Genomic DNA, 17,107 nt, shown 5'->3' on the forward strand with positions numbered 1-17,107 from the left:
CGGCAAGAGCGCATAAAAAAGCACTGCCGAAGCAGTGCTTGGGATCAATCAAGAGGGTTTTTTAATCGAGCGAAAGCGTCATTTCTCGATGAGGGATGGCCGCATCCAGAAACTCATCGCCATGAGCGATGAAGCCTAGGCGCTCATAAAATGCCAGTGCATGTACCTGGGCGCTCAGGGCCACTTGGGAGTGGCCCGCATGGCGTGCCGCTTCAATCGCGGCCTGCATTAGCAATACCCCAATACCTGTGCCGCGGGCGTTAGTGAGCACGGCGACGCGACCGATATGCCCGTCGGGCAGCAGTCGCGCGGTGCCTACCGGCTGCTGATCCAGCATGGCGAGAAAGTGCTGGCACACCGGATCCAGGCCATCCCACTCCTCGTCCTGTGGCACGCTCTGTTCTTCAATAAATACCTTGCGGCGGATCTCGCTGGCAGTCGGGCCCAGTGCCTCCCAACTGCCAGTACTAATGCGGGTAATCGCCATTAGTACTCCTCGCTGTCATCACCTTCATCGCTCATAAAGCCGAGGCTGCCGGTGTTAACCAACTGGGTGATGAGCGCAGCGGCACCGTCAAGCTCAAGGTCTTCGGCGTAAAGGGGCGTGGTGTCGGCTAGGCGCTTGGCTAACTCCGCCGAGCAGCTGTGGCCGTCACCATCCACAAATAGCGTGGTACCACTGGCATCGCTGCGCCATGCAAAGCGTGAGCCGGGCATATGGTAGAGCGGTTCGCCCTCTTGTAGTTGAGCAACAAGCGCTGCTTCGGTTAGCGGCGTTTCAAGCGGCACCACTTGATCAACGTATTTTGGCTGGGTCATGACCCGGCCAAACCACTGGGCGACTTGGGCCGGGTTATCCAGCGTCGACATAATCAGCTGACGCATACGCTCTACGGCGGCATCGTCTAACTCTCCGACCTGCTCGGCAGGCGCCATGCCCGCATCACTGTAACGCTGTGATGCAGGGAGCTGCTCACCCAAATAATCGGCATAGGAGGTAATCGCCTCATCAGCAGAGGGCGCGCGGAAGCCTACCGAGATGGTCATGCAGTCATCGCTTTGGCTAACGCCGTGGTGTGCCCAACCGGGAGGGAGATAAAGCATGTCGCCTGGGTCAAGCACCCAGTCGGAGTCCGGCTCTACGGTAAATTCTTTCAGGATGCGGAGGTCGATGCCTTGGATGATCGGCGCATCTTCCGGGAGCTTGCCGCCCAGCTGCCAGCGGCGATGGCCGCTGGCTTGGAGTAAAAATACATCGTATTGATCGATATGCGCGCCCACATTACCGCCGGGGGGCGCATAGCTGATCATGACGTCATCGAGCCGCCAGCGCGGCAGGAAGTCAAACTCGTCCAGCAGTGCTGCGACCGCAGGCACGTAATGGTCAACGGCCTGCACGAGAAGACTCCAGTTGCTCTCTGGCAGCCGTTCAAAGGTGGCTTCATCAAAGGGGCCGTGGGAGACCTGCCAAGGACCATCGGGGCCTTCCTCTTCGACCAGACGTGCCTCGACGCCAGGCTCGCAGGCGAGTCCAGCCAGCTCGTCGGCTTCAATCGGGCTAATGAAGTCGGGCATGGCGCCACGAATCAGCAGCGGCTTTTGCTGCCAATAATTGGCCAGAAAGTCTGCGGCGGTAAGGTCGCCCAGCAGTGTTAGCGGCTTATCGTGATGGTTCATGGCGTGTCCTGGTGTAGTGGTCGCAGCAACGTTGGTCACAGAGAGTTTAGCTGATGTGTCAGTGCTTCGGCTTGTGCCTGGGCATTACCAATATAGCTGGCCGGTGAGAGCGCCTTCAATTCGGTTTTGACCTCGCTGGGCAGCTCAAGGGTATCAATAAACGCCGCAAAGCCTGCCTGGTCGATACGTTTGCCTCGGGTCAACTGCTTGAGTTTTTCGTAGGGCTTCTCAATACCATAGCGGCGCATCACCGTTTGAATTGGCTCGGCGAGCACTTCCCAGCTGTTATCCAGATCAGCATCTAAACGCTCAGGGTTGGCTTCAAGCTTGCTGATGCCTTTGAGGCTGGCGTGGTAAGCAATCAAGCCATACGCCAGGCCTACACCAAGGTTGCGTAGCACGGTGGAGTCAGTTAGGTCGCGCTGCCAGCGGGAGATCGGCAGCTTTTGCGCAAGGTGGTTAAGCACCGCGTTGGCCAGGCCAAGGTTGCCCTCGGAGTTCTCAAAATCGATTGGGTTAACTTTATGCGGCATGGTGGATGAGCCAATTTCGCCCTCAACCGTGCGCTGCTTAAAGTAGCCCAGTGAGATGTAACCCCATACGTCGCGATCGAAGTCGATCAGGATCGTATTGAAGCGGCAAATGGCATCAAACAGCTCGGCGATATAATCGTGAGGTTCGATCTGAGTGGTGTAAGGGTTGAACGTCAGCCCCAATCCTTCCACAAAAGTGCGCGCATTGGCTTCCCAGTCGATCTCAGGATAGGTGGTCAGGTGGGCGTTATAGTTGCCCACGGCGCCATTGATTTTGCCGAGCACCTCCACCGCTTCAATCTGTTTAAGCTGGCGCTTAAGGCGATAAGCGACATTGGCCATCTCTTTGCCTAGCGTGGTCGGTGTGGCTGTTTGACCGTGAGTACGTGACAGCATCGGCTGGGCAGCGTGGGCAATCGCCAGCTTGGCGATTTCGTCAGCCACTTCGTGCATCGTAGGCAGCATGGCGTTAAGGCCATCGCTGAGCATCACACCGTAGGAGAGGTTATTGATATCTTCGCTGGTGCAGGCAAAGTGAATGAACTCGGTCACTGCATGTAGCTCGGCCTGACCTGCGATCTTCTCTTTCAGGAAGTACTCAACTGCCTTGACGTCGTGATTGGTAGTACGCTCGATCTCTTTAATCCGCTCGGCATCGCTGATCGAAAACTCACGAATCAACTGCTCCAGGAAGGCGGTCGCTTCAGCAGAGAGAGGTGGTACCTCGGTAATCTGAGCGTGCTCGGCCAGACGCTGTAGCCAGCGAACTTCCACAATCACGCGAGCGCGAATCAGGCCGAATTCACTGAAGTGTTCGCGCAGAGCAGCGGCTTTAGAGGCGTAGCGGCCGTCAACGGGGGAGAGGGCGGTCAAAGCGGAGAGTTGCATGGCATCGTTTCCAGGTTGTTCGGGAGCAAGTTAATCGAGAGCAAGTTGTTCAACATCGAATGCATCGGGCGCAGGTTGGTCGTATGCAATAGATCAATCGATTTGAGAGTGGCTTAACTAAGGCTGTCCAGTGCACGGCGCAGCGCTTTGCGCTGGAATACCAGCTTCCAGCGCCGCCCGCCTTGCTGGTGCCACAGTAGCCCAAAGCGAATACCGGCCATTAAACAGGCGCGTACGCGTTCAGGCATCATGCGGCTCTGCAACAGGGATGGATCGCCCTGTACCACAATACGGGTTTTAAACGTGGAGATCGTCTCTTGGTACGCTTCCCCTAAGCTGGCGACCACGTTTTCATGAGTAGTGCCGAAGTGTTCGGCCTGACCCTGGATGCGAGTAAGCTTTTGGCCCAGGGAATCCATCATGTCGTTATTGGTGCGCAGCTTATTCATCAGCATTAGCAGTGAAAAGCCGTAGCGCAGCACCACCGGGTTCGCCTGTTTGCGCCCCACTAAGGCTTCTAACGTATCCAGGCCGCGGCGCAAGTTGTTGGGGTGTCCGCCATAGATAGCTTCAAAGCTCTCAGGATTGGTATCCACGGTGGCTTCAATCAACGTTTCCCAGGCGCGCGGGTCTACTTGGCCGGTGCGGGCGAGTTCGTCCACCAGACTGGCGGCTTGAAACACACCGGCCAGCGCCAGCGCTTGGCGGGCTGCCGGGGAGTCAGGCGCGCGATGAATCGGGGTGGTTGGATTCATGCGGCAGCCTCCGTGGCTTTTTTCCAGGTGGCGCGGATAACGCCGCCGCCCAGGCAAATGTCGCCATCGTAAAGCACCAGCGATTGGCCTGGCGTTACCGCCCACTGGGGGTCATCGAACGTGACCTCTACGCCGCCGTCGGGCAGCGCGTACATTTCACAGCCGCAATCACTTTGCCGGTAGCGCGTTTTGGCGGTAAAGCGGCCCTGCTGAACCGGCGGCTCGCCTGCCACCCAGTCCATCGCCTCTGTGGCCAAGGTGTCGGAGTAGAGCAACTGGTCATGCTTGCCCTGCACCGCGATCAGTACGTTGCGATCTAAGTCCTTGGCCGCCACATACCAGGGTTCTTCCGAGTAGTTAGCAAGTCCGCCAATACCTAGTCCCTGGCGCTGGCCAAGGGTGTAGTACATCAGCCCCATATGGTTGCCGATGACATCGCCATCCGGCGTTTCAATGGTGCCGGGCTGGGCGGGTAGGTACTGCTGGAGGAAGTCGCGAAAGCGTCGCTCGCCGATAAAGCAGATGCCGGTAGAATCTTTTTTCTTGGCAGTAATCAGCCCGTGCTCTTCTGCCAGCGCACGCACGGCGGGCTTTTCCAGTTCACCAACAGGGAACAGGGTACGGGCAATAGCGGCTTCCGGCACCGCATGCAGGAAGTAGCTTTGATCTTTATTACCGTCGAGCCCTTTCAGCAGGCGCGGTCGGTCTTCACGAACGCCTTGACGAACATAATGACCGGTGGCGATTTTGTCGGCCCCGAGCATTTCGGCGTACTCTAGGAACACCTTAAACTTTATTTCCCGGTTACACAGAATATCCGGGTTGGGCGTGCGGCCCGCTTTGTATTCAGCTAAAAAATGCTCGAATACGTTATCCCAATACTCGGCGGCAAAATTAGCGGTGTGCAGCTTAATGCCCAGTTTGGCGCAGACGGCCTCGGCATCAGCGAGATCCTCTTTGGCGGTACAGTACTCAGTACCGTCGTCTTCGTCCCAGTTCTTCATAAACAGGCCTTCTACCTCATAGCCTTGCTGCATGAGGAGAAGGGCAGAAACGGACGAGTCGACGCCGCCGGACATGCCGACAATCACTTTGCCGTTAGCAGAGGACCCGGTAATGGTTGAGCCAGTGCTGGATGACTCGGTATTGGATGACATAAGCATCCTCAGTAAAAGTGGTGTGCAAAGGAGCAGGGTGCAATTGGGCGTGGATTATACACGATGGGGAGTGACTGCTTCGAGTGCTTCACTCGCGAATCACCGTCAGCGGATAACACGGCCCGCTGAGCGCATCCTCAATACGTTTAAGTACCAGGGGGCTACGTAGGCGTGCCTGCTGTTCCAATGCTCGTATTTGATCAAGCGTTAGCCAATGGGCAGCGGTAATGTCGGGGTCTAGGGCGAGGTCGAGCTTTTCCAGCGGCGTGCCGGTAAAGCCGTGGCTGTGAAACGTTTGCCCTTCGTCGGTATGAAAAACATATAGGCCCAGATAGCCGGTAAGCGATATTTGCCAGGCGGTCTCTTCCACTACCTCTCGCAGAATGGCTGTGATGGGCCCTTCGCCAGATTCGATATGCCCGGCGGGCTGGTTGAATACGCTGTGCGGCCCGCCGCGCTGCTCTTCCACCATTAAGTAGTGCTCGCCTCGCTGTATGACACAGGCCGCCGTGCTGTGAATAAGGCTCATGATGGCTTCCTGCGTTTAGTGGCGGGTCGTGCTCGTTGACCTTTTTGCTGGCCTGTTCGCTGGTTCGGGGGCGCATTGACAGGCCGGGGGGCGTGTAATGTTTCTTTACGCCATTCGCCAGGGGTGAGCCCTTTCAGCGTCCAGGGGCCAATGGAGGTGCGGATCAAGCGCAGCGTAGGGAAGCCTACGTGAGCGGTCATCCGGCGGACTTGGCGATTACGCCCTTCGCTAATGGTCAGCTCCAGCCAGCTAGTCGATGGGTGGCGTTTGGGGTCAATGGCCGGTTGTCGCGGGGCGGTAATAGGGGGCTCTATTCGACGGGCCTTTGCTGGCTGCGTCGGCCCATCTTTCAGCGTAATGCCCTGGCGTAGCGCCTTCAGCGCCGCATCGTCTATTTGTCCTTCGACCTGAGCCCAGTAGGTTTTGGGCTGCTTATGGCGTGGATGAGAGATGCGATGGATCAACTCGCCGTCGTCGCTGAGCAGCAGTAGGCCTTCAGAGTCATAGTCAAGTCGTCCAGCGGGGTAAATATCTTTGACATCAATGTATTGAGCCAATGTCTGGCGTCCTTCGCGGTCGCTGAATTGGCTTAATACTTGAAAAGGCTTATGCAATAAATAGAGGTTGCTCATGATGTCTCGTTACTCTTTTTACTCTCTATGCGCTCTCTTGACGGGATATGTCGACAATGCGCACGGCGGGCAGCGCTGGTATACTCCGGCCTAGCTGCTGGGGCGCGCTGGGGGCGTCATCGTTAGAAACAGGCTAGAGACCCGGCCATTAGTGAACTCGTGCTCCGCTCAAGATTTCTTGCAATCGTAGTGATAAGAGAGGTTAACGCAAAAATGACCAAAACGCCGAAGATCATCTACACGCTCACCGACGAAGCCCCCGCGCTTGCGACGTACTCCCTGCTGCCGATTATCGATGCCTTCACCGATTCTGCGGGTATTCAGGTAGAGACGCGCGATATTTCGCTGGCCGCTCGGATTATCTCTCAGTTTCCTGATTACCTGAGCGAAGAGCAACGGATCGGCGATCACCTGGCTGAGCTTGGCGAACTGACCAAGACCCCAGAAGCTAACATTATCAAATTGCCCAACATCAGTGCCTCACTGCCCCAGTTAAAGGCGGTGATTAAAGAGCTACAGCAGCAGGGCTATAAGCTTCCTGACTATCCAGAAGCTCCGCAGACTGACGAAGAGAAAGACATTCAGGCGCGCTACGATAAAACCAAAGGCAGTGCCGTAAACCCGGTGTTGCGTGAAGGTAACTCTGACCGTCGCGCACCGCTGTCGGTTAAAAATTACGCTCGTAAATACCCGCATCGCATGGGCGAGTGGAGCAGCGACTCCAAGTCTCACGTGTCGCATATGAGTGAAGGCGATTTTTACGGCAGTGAGAAGTCAGCGCTGATTGAAAAAGCCACCGATCTTAAAATTGAGCTGATCACTAACGATGGCAGCACCCAGGTGCTCAAGCAAAAGACATCGGTGCTCGAAGGCGAGGTCGTCGACGGTGCGGTGATGAGCCGTAACGCGCTGCGTCGTTTCGTAGCTGAAGAAGTGGCCGATGCCAAAGCGAAAGATGTGCTGTTCTCGCTGCACCTCAAAGCAACGATGATGAAGGTTTCTGACCCGATCATGTTCGGCATGGTGGTCAGCGAGTTTTATCAGGACGTGCTGAGCAAGTACGCAGATGAGCTGAAACAGGCGGGCTTTGATCCCAATAACGGTATCGGCGATCTCTATTCAGCCATTAAATCGCTGCCTGAAGAGCGTCAGAAGCAGATTCAGGATGAGATTCAAGCGCTTTACGCCGAGCGCCCCCGTCTAGCAATGGTGAACTCTCACAAGGGTATCACTAACCTGCACGTGCCCAGCGACGTGATTATCGATGCCTCCATGCCAGCGATGATCCGCGACTCCGGTAAAATGTGGGGCGCTGACGATCAGTTACACGACGTCAAGGCGGTGATTCCTGATCGCTGCTACGCCGGTATTTATCAGAGCGTGATTGAAGACTGCAAGCAGCACGGTGCGTTTGATCCCACCACGATGGGCAGCGTACCCAACGTAGGTCTGATGGCGCAGAAAGCCGAAGAGTACGGCTCTCATGATAAAACCTTCCAGATTCCTGCCGACGGTATGGTACGTGTCACCGATGCCGACGGTAACGTCGTGCTTGAACACAGCGTTGAACAGGGTGATATCTGGCGTATGTGCCAGACCAAAGATGCCCCGGTTCGTGATTGGGTGAAGCTGGCGGTCAATCGGGCCCGTGAAAGTGGCACCCCGGCCATTTTCTGGCTGGATGCTCAGCGTGCCCACGATGCTCAGTTGATCAAGAAAGTCGAAAGCTACTTGAAAGATCACGATACCGATGGCCTGGATATTCGCATCATGACGCCGGAAGACGCGATGCGCTTCTCGCTGGAGCGTATCCGCAAGGGCGAAGACACTATCTCCGTCACCGGTAACGTTCTGCGCGATTATCTGACTGACCTGTTCCCGATTATGGAGCTTGGCACCAGCGCCAAAATGCTCTCAATCGTACCGTTGATGAATGGCGGTGGCCTGTTTGAGACAGGTGCTGGCGGCTCTGCTCCTAAGCACGTTCAGCAGCTGCTGGAAGAGAACCATCTGCGCTGGGATTCCCTGGGTGAATTCCTGGCTCTGGCGGCTTCCCTTGAACACCTGGGCAGCACTTTCGATAACCCACGTGCGAAAATGTTGGCCAAAGCGCTTGATCAGGCTAACGGTAAGTTCTTGGATAGTAACAAGTCACCTTCACGCAAAGTAGGTGAACTCGACAATCGCGGTAGCCATTTCTATTTAGCGCTATACTGGGCAGAGGCCCTGGCTGAGCAGAATGAAGATACCGAGATGAAAGAGCTGTTCGGCCGCTTAACCGAAGCACTGACTTCCAAAGAAGCGACCATTGTTGATGAGCTCAACAGCGTGCAAGGTCAGCCGACTGATATTCATGGCTACTATCATCCAGACCACGAGCTGACGAGTAAGGTCATGCGTCCCAGCAAGACTCTCAATGAAACACTAGCGATCGTCGCCAAGGGCTAGTCGCGCCGGCTTCGAAAAAGCTTAAACCCCCGCCCGCCAAGCGGACGGGGGTTTTCGTATCGCGCAGTGGGATATTTTAATTTTCCATGAACCCTTGCTGATCGGCAGCGTCTTACGTTCTAGTAAATTCGTTATAGCTGTAAATTCGCCATCACTGTGAGTTAGCTATAATGAACGTAATGATGCTTCTATCGGTCAGTCTTGAGACAACCAACCGTGCTGCTTATGCCCAACCAAGAGAGACCATACTTGTCCGACATACCCATGCTTTCGGGAATGACGCGGCCAAATATGCCCGATGAAGATGGCGATTTAGCGGTTCAGTCAGCAGAACCAGCGCTGGCGCAACCGCCGCTTTATAAGGTGGTGCTTCATAATGACGATTACACGCCGATGGAGTTCGTCATTGAAGTACTGCAAGGTTTTTTCAACATGGATAGCGAGACAGCCGTTCAGGTGATGCTCGCCGTACATACCCAAGGAAAGGCTACCTGTGGCGTGTTTACGCGTGATATAGCAGAGACTAAAAGCTATCAGGTAAACGAGTACGCCCGTGAGTGTGAGCACCCGTTGATAAGTGATATTGAGGCCGCCAATTAAAAACGTTGAGAAATAATTGACGGTGAGGCTTGCAACCGTGCCATTTGTACCCGATGTTGAGAGTGCCGGTCGATTAAACTGATCCGACGCAAGCCCTAGGTGGCGATACGCCCTAGGTAGTAGCGAAAAGGGGACTGCCATGCTGAGCAAAGAACTTGAAATGACCCTGAACACGGCCTTTACTGTGGCGCGCTCTAAGCGCCACGAGTTTATGACCGTTGAGCACCTGCTGCTAGCGTTGCTGGATAATGCCTCAGCGGTAGACGTACTGAAGGCGTGTGGGGCTAACCTCGACAAGCTGCGGTCCGATCTGCAGGATTTTATTAACTCGACCACGCCACTGATCCCAGAAGGTCAGGGTGATCGCGAAACACAGCCCACGCTCGGTTTTCAACGCGTCTTACAGCGTGCGGTTTTCCATGTTCAGTCATCTGGTAAGAGTGAAGTATCCGGCGCCAATGTGCTCGTGGCTATCTTCTCTGAGCAAGAGAGCCAGGCGGTTTACTTCCTTAAACAGCAAAGTGTTGCCCGCGTTGATGCGGTTAACTATATCGCCCATGGTATTTCTAAAGTGGCTGGGCACGGTCCCTCACCTTCTCCGTCCTCGTCTGAAAGTGAAGATGCTGAAGAGGGTGGTAGTGAAGGCGCTGCTCACCCGCTGACAGGCTATGCCACTAACCTGAATGAACAGGCGCGACTGGGCAAAATCGACCCGCTAATTGGCCGGGATCACGAGCTTGAGCGCGTGGTGCAAATTTTAGCGCGGCGCCGTAAAAATAACCCATTGCTAGTCGGCGAGGCGGGTGTAGGTAAAACGGCGATCGCTGAGGGCCTGGCCAAGCGTATCGTTGAAGAAGACGTGCCCGATGTCATTGCCGATGCAGTGGTTTACTCGCTCGATATGGGCGCGCTGCTTGCCGGCACCAAATATCGCGGCGACTTTGAAAAACGCCTGAAGAGTCTGTTGAGCGAACTTCGCAAACAGCCTAATGCTGTGCTGTTCATTGATGAGATTCATACGGTCATCGGCGCTGGCGCCGCTTCCGGTGGGGTGATGGATGCCTCCAATCTGCTCAAACCGTTGCTCTCTTCGGGCGAGTTGCGCTGCATTGGCTCCACTACGTTCCAGGAATTCCGTGGCATCTTCGAAAAAGACCGCGCGTTGGCACGCCGCTTCCAAAAAGTAGACGTAATGGCGCCGTCTGTTGATGACACCATCAAAATCCTTAAGGGATTGCGCTCTCGCTTTGAGGAGCACCATGAGCTTAAGTACACCGACGGCGCTTTAGAAAGCGCGGCGCGCTTGGCGGATCGCTATATCAACGATCGGTACCTGCCCGATAAAGCGATCGATGTGATCGACGAAGCGGGCGCTCACCAGCGTCTATTGCCACCGGAAATACGGTCCAAAACGATTGACGTTGAGCAAGTGGAAGCCGTGGTGGCCTCTATTGCGCGCATTCCGCCGAAGAGTGTTTCAAGCTCCGACCGCAAGCTGCTCGAGAAGCTGGACCGTGACCTGAAAATGTTGGTGTTCGGTCAGGATGAGGCGATTGATAGCCTTTCTGCTGCTATCAAATTGTCCCGTGCAGGGCTCAAAGCGCCTGACAAGCCTGTGGGTAGCTTCTTGTTTGCTGGCCCCACCGGTGTGGGTAAAACCGAAGTGGCCAAACAGCTGGCGCATATCATGGGCATTGAGCTTGTTCGCTTTGATATGTCGGAGTATATGGAGCGTCACACCGTATCGCGTCTGATCGGTGCGCCTCCTGGTTACGTTGGGTATGACCAAGGCGGCCTGTTGACCGAAGCCGTCACCAAACAGCCGCACTGCGTGCTGTTGTTGGATGAGATTGAAAAAGCGCACCCGGAAGTCTTCAACCTGCTGCTGCAGGTGATGGATCATGGCCGCTTAACGGATAACAACGGACGCGAAGCGGACTTCCGTCACGTTATCCTGATCATGACCTCTAACGCCGGTGCAGAGCAGGCGTCGCGTCGTTCGATTGGCTTCCAACATCAAGACCACTCTACCGATGCGATGGAAGTGATTCGCCGCACCTTCTCGCCTGAGTTCCGTAACCGCTTGGATGGCATTATTCAATTCCACGCGCTACCGGTCTCGGTCGTACGCAACGTTGTCGACAAGTTCTTGATCGAATTGCAGGCGCAGTTGGATGAGAAGCGTGTTCAGCTGGATGTGGACGACATGGCGCGGGATTGGCTGGCCGACAAAGGGTACGATCCTGACATGGGCGCACGCCCGATGGCGCGCCTCATTCAAGAGAAACTTAAGAAGCCATTAGCCGAGATGATTCTGTTTGGCGAACTGGCCGATCAGGGCGGCATTGTGCATGTCAGCCTGGAAGAGGGAGAGCTACACCTTTCCACAGAGACTGAAATGGCCGATGCGCCCTGAAAAGGGCGCTAAGGCGCTCTAAAGCCAGCCATGCTTGTTTACATGCAACAAAACGCAGCGCCCTGTCATTGACGGGGCGTTGTCGTTTTTAGTGAACAGCCATTGACGCTGATCGGCGCTGTCGTTAGAAGCTGTCGTTAAAGACAGTCGGGCTGGAACAGTTGAGATCAGCCGAACGCGTTAACGGTGTAACGACTTAGCGCGAACGGTATACGATACGGCCTTTAGAAAGATCGTAAGGTGTTAGCTCTACTTTTACCTTATCGCCAGTCAGAATGCGGATGTAGTTTTTGCGCATTTTGCCAGAGATGTGAGCGGTAACAACGTGACCGTTTTCCAGCTCAACACGAAACATGGTGTTCGGAAGGGTATCGACGATAACGCCTTCCATTTCAATATGATCTTCGCGTGCCATATAGGCATTTCCTCACTTATGAGTTAGTAATGTAATTATCGGTCAGAAATTGAGGGCCATTTTAGATAGGCGCTCAAGAAACAGCGCTATATTGTGCCGTAAGCCTGCCGTCAAGGCAAAAAAGCTTACGTCTTTAGCGAATTAACTGCCGCCAATGGCGTCCATCGAGTATTTCCAACGGCGTAAATGCCTGTTTGTAGCGCATCTTACGGCACTCTTCGATCCAATACCCTAAATATAGGTGCGGCAGCCCTTTTTCTCGGCTGAACTCAATCAACTGGAGAATGGCAAAGGTGCCTAATGAGCGTTTGTCCAGCTCCTCGCTAACGGCAAAGAACGTATAGATGGCTGAAAGGCCATGCTCCAGTTGATCAAACGCAGCCACGCCGACGAGTTCGTCGTTAAGGTACATTTCCATCAGATGTGCATAAGGCTCATCAAGGGTAAGGAAAGTGCGGTACTGTTCATGACTGGGTGGATACATATCGCCATCAGCATGGCGCTGCCGAATATAGTCAGCGTAAAGCGAGTAATGGGTCGATGCAAAGTACGCGGGCATGACGCGGATGCGAATATCCGCATTGCGTCGCCAAATTTTTCGCTGAGTGCGGTTAGCGGCAAATTGCTCCACCGGAATGCGCACTGAACGGCAGGCGTTGCACCCTTCGCAGTGAGGGCGGTATAGATGACGTCCGCTGCGACGAAACCCTAGCAGCGCCAATGAGTCATAGACACCAGGCACGAGGGACTCCTGCGGGTCGAGAAACAGCGTCGTCGCCTCTTTGCCTGGCAGATAACTGCAGGCGTGAGGCACGGTTAGGAAGAAACGCAAATCCCGCACCGGGCGACGCGGAGTGTTACTACTCACGGCTTGCCTCCTGGGTGAAACAGAATGAGTCCATCTCTAATGGTTAGTCTCGGTAGCAATCGAATTCAACCACAGCGACGTAGGAACAGTCGGTGCCTCGGTGGCGGATGAGGTTAATGTAAACGCCTTATCGGGTAACCAGTCTTTAAGATAGTTGATGAATGTCTCGCGAGCGACTGTAATAGCGCCCAAGCTGGCTAAGTGAGACGTATGCATTTGGCAATCGATAAGTTTACCGTCATGCTCGCGCATGGCTCGGGCGAGGTGTGCCAGCGCTACTTTGGAAGCGTCTGGCATACGGGAGAACATCGACTCGCCAAAAAAAACCGGGCCCATGGCGATGCCGTACAAACCACCAACTAAACGCCCGTTGTGATGGACTTCAATGCTATGAGCAATGCCCAGAGCATGCAGATGGTTATAGGCGTCGCGCATTTCGGTGGTGATCCAGGTGCCGCCCTCTTCGTCGCGTGGAGCGGCACAGGCCTGAATAACCTGATCGAAGTGTTGATCCAGGGTGATATGAAAGCCACCATGGCGTAATCGTTTGGTTAGGCTACGACGCTGCTTAAATTGCTCGGGTAGGAGTATCATGCGCGGGTCTGGACTCCACCACAAAATGGGGTCGTCGTCGCTGAACCATGGAAATATACCCTGCCGGTAGGCTTCTATTAGCCAAGGGGGGGAAAGCTCTCCCCCGGCAGCGAGTAAGCCGTTGGGGGAGTCTAGCGCTGTAGAGCTGGTTGGAAAGTTAGGATGTGGCGAGGAAAGCCAAGGTAGCATTACTTGCTCCTATTGCTACGTTCTTTACTACGTTCGTATACAACGATTATGTAAGGCGTTCTTTTACTGGGCGCTTAGCTAAAGGCTCTGTGACCGAGGAAGGATGCTCGGTATCATGCAAACTCGCAAGTGGATTAAAGACGCCATTGAGGTGTAAAGGGAGAGTCGCTTGAAAGTGAATAAAGCAGTAAACAAGCGAACGCAGCGTAGCGCGCGTCAAGCACCATCATCGGCTTCATCTGCGCGTGTGAACGCCGCAAAGGATAAGGCTCGTCGTTTTGGCCTGCGCTTACAAGGCTCCGTGCGCGAAGGCGTGGTGGTGATACTGCTTGCGCTGTGTGTGTTTTTATTATTAGCGCTATTTAGTTACCAGGCCTCTGACCCTGGCTGGTCTTACCAGGGGCCAGAAACAGAAATACGCAATTGGATGGGGCAGGTAGGTGCCTGGTTAGCCGATGTTCTCTATTCATTGTTAGGCGCCAGTGCGTTGTGGTGGCCAGGTATGTTTGGTTTCGCCGCCTGGTGGCTGATTCGCTCACGGCAAGTGCGTTTTGAACTCGATCCGGTTGCGATTGCTGTGCATGCGGGCGGGTTAGTATTACTTATGTTTGGCACCACCATGTTGGGTGCCCTCCATTTTTACCACCCTGACAGCATGCTGCCCTATGCCTCTGGCGGTATTTTAGGGGAAGGCTTAGTCGGCGCATTAAGACCTCTGGTAGGCAGTGGCGGCGTTGGGTTAATCGCTGCGGCACTTATTTTAAGCGGCTTTCCGCTATTTAGTGGTATGTCGTGGCTGCAGGTAGCGGATGAACTCGGCAAGCGGATATGTCGTTTGGGCGGCTGGCTGTCGGCTCGTCGGCAGACAAGCCGCATGCGCGCAGCGCAGCGCGCGGCCGCTAAACCCGCGCCGGCACCAAAGCCTCAAGTAAAGGCCTCAGTAGAGCCCGAGGTAGAGCGAGAGCCTTCACCTACTGACGTTAAGGCTGACGAGATCAAACCGGTTGAGGCCAAGCCGACGTCTCAATCGGTAGGTAAAAGCACCACGGGGCGTGAACGGCGGGAACCGGGCTTCTCTATGCCGCTTGATAACAGCACCGTGGAAAGCTCAGTCAATAATCTAGAAAGTCGCGAAACTACCGATACGTCCATCCCTTGGGAAGCCGCAGCGTTTTCAAGCAATAAGCACGTGCCTGCTAAAACGCCTGCACCTGTTACGGAACCAACAGTGGCGGCGCCTGCAAAGGCGGCTGCGCCAGTGAGAGCTGACGTTAACGCTACGGAAGAGACAGAAGTGGCTGCACCGCAAGCGCCGCGAGAGAATGCCTTCGTCCAGGCGAGCACACCAGTAACAACGCCTGAGCCGGTTGCTGAGCCCAAGGATGAGGAGGTCGCCTTCCCTCTGCACGCCTCACGTCAGGAAGAGCCACCTGCACCTGCTGCAAGCAATTACTTCGTGCGTGAAGAAGCGTCTGTTGAGAAAGAGCACAGTCGGGATGTGCCGGTTGAACCTAGTCACCAAGACGCTGAGCCGCGTGTTAGCGGGCCAAGCATCGAGGAGCCTGCTTCCCAAGCGTGGACCAATGAGCGCATCTCGGCGGCGGAACCTAAACGCGGTCCTGAGCGTGTGGCCGAGGTCGTGCCAGAGCCTGTGTGGGATGACGAAGAGGTGGACGATGACACAACGGACAGCGCATCGTACGCACCACCCGCGCCGCCTCCAGCAGCACGTCGTGAGCCCACATTCGCGCCTGAGGCGACCACACCAGAGCCCGATGAAGGCCCTGCGCTCTGGACCGTGGAGCATTTGCAAAGTCAGCGTCCTGCTTTTGAAACGATGGACGAGCCTGAGGGCGATGTGCCAAGCCTGCAGCTACTGACGCCCGCAGAACCGCACCAGCCGAACTACACCGAGGAGCAACTGGCTGATATGGCCGAGCTACTTGAGGTGCGGCTGCACGAATACGGGGTCAAAGCAGAAGTCGTCGACACCTGGCCTGGCCCCGTTATTACCCGCTTCGAAATCAAGCCGGCGGCGGGCGTTAAGGTGTCTAAAATCAGTAACCTTGCCAAAGATTTGGCGCGTTCACTGATGGTTAAGAGTGTTCGTGTGGTCGAGGTCATTCCGGGTCGCCCAACGGTGGGGATTGAGATACCTAACCCTAACCGGGCCATGATCCGTCTGCGCGAAGTCATCGACTCTGACCGTTATCAGCAGGAGACCTCACCGCTCACCATGGCGCTGGGTCAGGATATCGGCGGCAGCCCGGTGGTGGCCAACCTGGGCAAGATGCCCCACCTGCTAGTGGCGGGCACCACCGGGTCAGGTAAATCCGTGGGTGTTAACGCCATGCTGATCTCGATGCTGCTCAAGGCGAAGCCCAGCGAACTGAAGCTGATCATGGTCGACCCAAAAATGCTGGAGCTGTCGGTATATGACGGCATACCTCATTTGCTGGCGCCAGTGGTCACCGATATGAAAGAGGCGGCCAATAGTCTGCGCTGGTGTGTTGCCGAAATGGAGCGCCGTTACAAGCTGATGGCGGCCATGGGGGTGCGCAATATTGCAGGTTTTAATGGTCGCTTGGATGAGGCAGAGCGCGCCGGTGCCCAAGTGGCAGACCCCTTATGGGAGCCGCAGCCATGGGAAGTGCACCAGCCGCATCCCGTGCTGGAGAAACTGCCCTATATCGTCGTGGTGATCGACGAGTTTGCCGATATGTTCATGATTGTCGGCAAAAAGGTCGAAGAGCTGATTGCTCGTCTAGCGCAAAAGGCGCGTGCCGCAGGTATCCATTTGATTCTGGCTACCCAGCGCCCCTCTGTGGACGTAGTGACGGGCCTTATTAAGGCCAACATCCCTTCGCGGATGGCGTTCCAGGTCTCCTCGCGAATTGATTCGCGCACCATCCTTGATCAGGGTGGCGCCGAAAGCCTGCTGGGGCATGGTGATATGCTCTATTTGCCTGCTGGCTCTGGGCCCCCGAATCGTATCCACGGTGCCTTCGTGGATGATGATGAAGTGCACCGGGTGGTGGATGACTGGAAGCGCCGCGGCGCACCTGAATATATCGAAGAGATTCTGTCTGGTGGCGTCTCTGCGGATGCCTTAACCGGCCTTGAAGCTGAAGGTAGCGATGGAGATGATGCAGAGCAGGATGCGCTCTACGACGAAGCTGTCCAGTTTGTCACTGAAACGCGCAAAGCCTCGATCTCTGCTGTCCAGCGTCGCTTTAAAATCGGCTATAACCGCGCGGCTCGCTTAGTGGAGGCGATGGAGGGTGCCGGTGTAGTGACTTCCATGGGCTCTAACGGCGCACGAGAAGTGCTTGCGCCGCCTCCGGTGGGGCACTAGGTTAGCCGAATCTGCCTCCCAGTGGTGCAAGTAGCTGGTTTTAAACGCCGG

At 55.4% G+C, this 17,107-nt stretch carries 14 protein-coding genes; 4 read left to right on the forward strand and 10 right to left on the reverse strand.

The window, feature by feature from the left end:
• Positions 1–61: 61 nt before the first annotated feature.
• From AC5TBW_RS05280 to AC5TBW_RS05310, 7 genes are all read right to left on the reverse strand, one after another.
• Positions 62–487, reverse strand: coding sequence for a GNAT family N-acetyltransferase (locus tag AC5TBW_RS05280; RefSeq protein WP_495511061.1), 426 nt, complete (start codon positions 485–487; stop codon positions 62–64).
• Positions 487–1,677: a JmjC domain-containing protein gene (locus AC5TBW_RS05285; RefSeq protein ID WP_495511062.1), complete on the reverse strand. Its 1,191-nt coding sequence runs from the start codon at positions 1,675–1,677 to the stop codon at positions 487–489. Before AC5TBW_RS05285 ends, AC5TBW_RS05280 begins: the two co-directional genes overlap by 1 nt.
• Before the next feature lie 35 nt (positions 1,678–1,712).
• Positions 1,713–3,098 carry an adenylosuccinate lyase gene (purB, locus tag AC5TBW_RS05290; protein WP_495511063.1) on the reverse strand — a complete coding sequence of 462 codons (1,386 nt, stop codon included), beginning with the start codon at positions 3,096–3,098 and terminating at the stop codon, positions 1,713–1,715.
• Between the two features lie 113 nt (positions 3,099–3,211).
• Positions 3,212–3,853: a high frequency lysogenization protein HflD gene (gene hflD, locus AC5TBW_RS05295; RefSeq protein ID WP_495511064.1), complete on the reverse strand. Its 642-nt coding sequence runs from the start codon at positions 3,851–3,853 to the stop codon at positions 3,212–3,214.
• On the reverse strand, positions 3,850–5,010 hold the full coding sequence (mnmA, locus tag AC5TBW_RS05300) for a tRNA 2-thiouridine(34) synthase MnmA (protein WP_495511065.1): 1,161 nt from the start codon (positions 5,008–5,010) through the stop codon (positions 3,850–3,852). Before mnmA ends, hflD begins: the two co-directional genes overlap by 4 nt.
• An 88-nt stretch (positions 5,011–5,098) precedes the next feature.
• The gene (locus AC5TBW_RS05305) at positions 5,099–5,539 is read right to left on the reverse strand and encodes an NUDIX domain-containing protein (RefSeq protein WP_495511066.1); all 441 of its coding nucleotides are present in this window, start codon (positions 5,537–5,539) and stop codon (positions 5,099–5,101) included.
• The gene (locus AC5TBW_RS05310) at positions 5,536–6,171 is read right to left on the reverse strand and encodes a pseudouridine synthase (RefSeq protein ID WP_495511067.1); all 636 of its coding nucleotides are present in this window, start codon (positions 6,169–6,171) and stop codon (positions 5,536–5,538) included. The genes AC5TBW_RS05305 and AC5TBW_RS05310 overlap by 4 nt, the downstream gene beginning before the upstream one ends.
• Before the next feature lie 213 nt (positions 6,172–6,384).
• On the opposite strand from AC5TBW_RS05310, the gene AC5TBW_RS05315 reads away from it, so the two are divergent.
• The 3 genes from AC5TBW_RS05315 to clpA all read left to right on the forward strand — a co-directional run bounded on the left by AC5TBW_RS05315 (position 6,385) and on the right by clpA (position 11,635).
• Positions 6,385–8,619 (forward strand): NADP-dependent isocitrate dehydrogenase, encoded by a 2,235-nt coding sequence (locus AC5TBW_RS05315; RefSeq protein ID WP_495511068.1) that lies wholly within the window; start codon positions 6,385–6,387, stop codon positions 8,617–8,619.
• 291 nt (positions 8,620–8,910) lie between these two features.
• Entirely contained in the window at positions 8,911–9,219 is a 309-nt protein-coding gene (gene clpS / locus AC5TBW_RS05320; protein ID WP_176302856.1) for an ATP-dependent Clp protease adapter ClpS, read from the forward strand.
• Positions 9,220–9,358: 139 nt separating this feature from the next.
• Positions 9,359–11,635 carry an ATP-dependent Clp protease ATP-binding subunit ClpA gene (gene clpA / locus AC5TBW_RS05325; protein ID WP_176302698.1) on the forward strand — a complete coding sequence of 759 codons (2,277 nt, stop codon included), beginning with the start codon at positions 9,359–9,361 and terminating at the stop codon, positions 11,633–11,635.
• Positions 11,636–11,831: 196 nt separating this feature from the next.
• Here the strand turns inward: clpA and infA are convergent, their stop codons facing one another.
• The 3 genes from infA to aat form a co-directional block, all read right to left on the reverse strand.
• Positions 11,832–12,050 carry a translation initiation factor IF-1 gene (gene infA / locus AC5TBW_RS05330; RefSeq protein WP_007111068.1) on the reverse strand — a complete coding sequence of 73 codons (219 nt, stop codon included), beginning with the start codon at positions 12,048–12,050 and terminating at the stop codon, positions 11,832–11,834.
• A 133-nt stretch (positions 12,051–12,183) separates the two neighbouring features.
• Positions 12,184–12,918: an arginyltransferase gene (locus AC5TBW_RS05335; RefSeq protein WP_495511069.1), complete on the reverse strand. Its 735-nt coding sequence runs from the start codon at positions 12,916–12,918 to the stop codon at positions 12,184–12,186.
• Between the two features lie 36 nt (positions 12,919–12,954).
• Positions 12,955–13,701 (reverse strand): leucyl/phenylalanyl-tRNA--protein transferase, encoded by a 747-nt coding sequence (aat, locus tag AC5TBW_RS05340; RefSeq protein WP_495511070.1) that lies wholly within the window; start codon positions 13,699–13,701, stop codon positions 12,955–12,957.
• Between the two features lie 169 nt (positions 13,702–13,870).
• On the opposite strand from aat, the gene AC5TBW_RS05345 reads away from it, so the two are divergent.
• Positions 13,871–17,056, forward strand: a complete 3,186-nt coding sequence (locus tag AC5TBW_RS05345) for a DNA translocase FtsK (protein WP_495511071.1) — start codon at positions 13,871–13,873, stop codon at positions 17,054–17,056.
• Positions 17,057–17,107: the final 51 nt, after the last annotated feature.

It is taken from the genome of Vreelandella sp. ssv, assembly GCF_059448525.1.

Bases quoted from the DNA above. Each gene is read 5' to 3' on its own strand.
- mnmA (WP_495511065.1), bottom strand. From the start codon at position 5,010: ATGTCATCCAATACCGAGTCATCCAGCACTGGCTCAACCATTACCGGG.
- aat (WP_495511070.1), bottom strand. From the start codon at position 13,701: ATGCTACCTTGGCTTTCCTCGCCACATCCTAACTTTCCAACCAGCTCT.
- AC5TBW_RS05310 (WP_495511067.1), bottom strand. From the start codon at position 6,171: ATGAGCAACCTCTATTTATTGCATAAGCCTTTTCAAGTATTAAGCCAA.
- AC5TBW_RS05315 (WP_495511068.1), top strand. From the start codon at position 6,385: ATGACCAAAACGCCGAAGATCATCTACACGCTCACCGACGAAGCCCCC.
- hflD (WP_495511064.1), bottom strand. From the start codon at position 3,853: ATGAATCCAACCACCCCGATTCATCGCGCGCCTGACTCCCCGGCAGCC.
- clpA (WP_176302698.1), top strand. From the start codon at position 9,359: ATGCTGAGCAAAGAACTTGAAATGACCCTGAACACGGCCTTTACTGTG.
- infA (WP_007111068.1), bottom strand. From the start codon at position 12,050: ATGGCACGCGAAGATCATATTGAAATGGAAGGCGTTATCGTCGATACC.
- AC5TBW_RS05285 (WP_495511062.1), bottom strand. From the start codon at position 1,677: ATGAACCATCACGATAAGCCGCTAACACTGCTGGGCGACCTTACCGCC.
- AC5TBW_RS05280 (WP_495511061.1), bottom strand. From the start codon at position 487: ATGGCGATTACCCGCATTAGTACTGGCAGTTGGGAGGCACTGGGCCCG.
- AC5TBW_RS05305 (WP_495511066.1), bottom strand. From the start codon at position 5,539: ATGAGCCTTATTCACAGCACGGCGGCCTGTGTCATACAGCGAGGCGAG.
- purB (WP_495511063.1), bottom strand. From the start codon at position 3,098: ATGCAACTCTCCGCTTTGACCGCCCTCTCCCCCGTTGACGGCCGCTAC.
- clpS (WP_176302856.1), top strand. From the start codon at position 8,911: ATGCCCGATGAAGATGGCGATTTAGCGGTTCAGTCAGCAGAACCAGCG.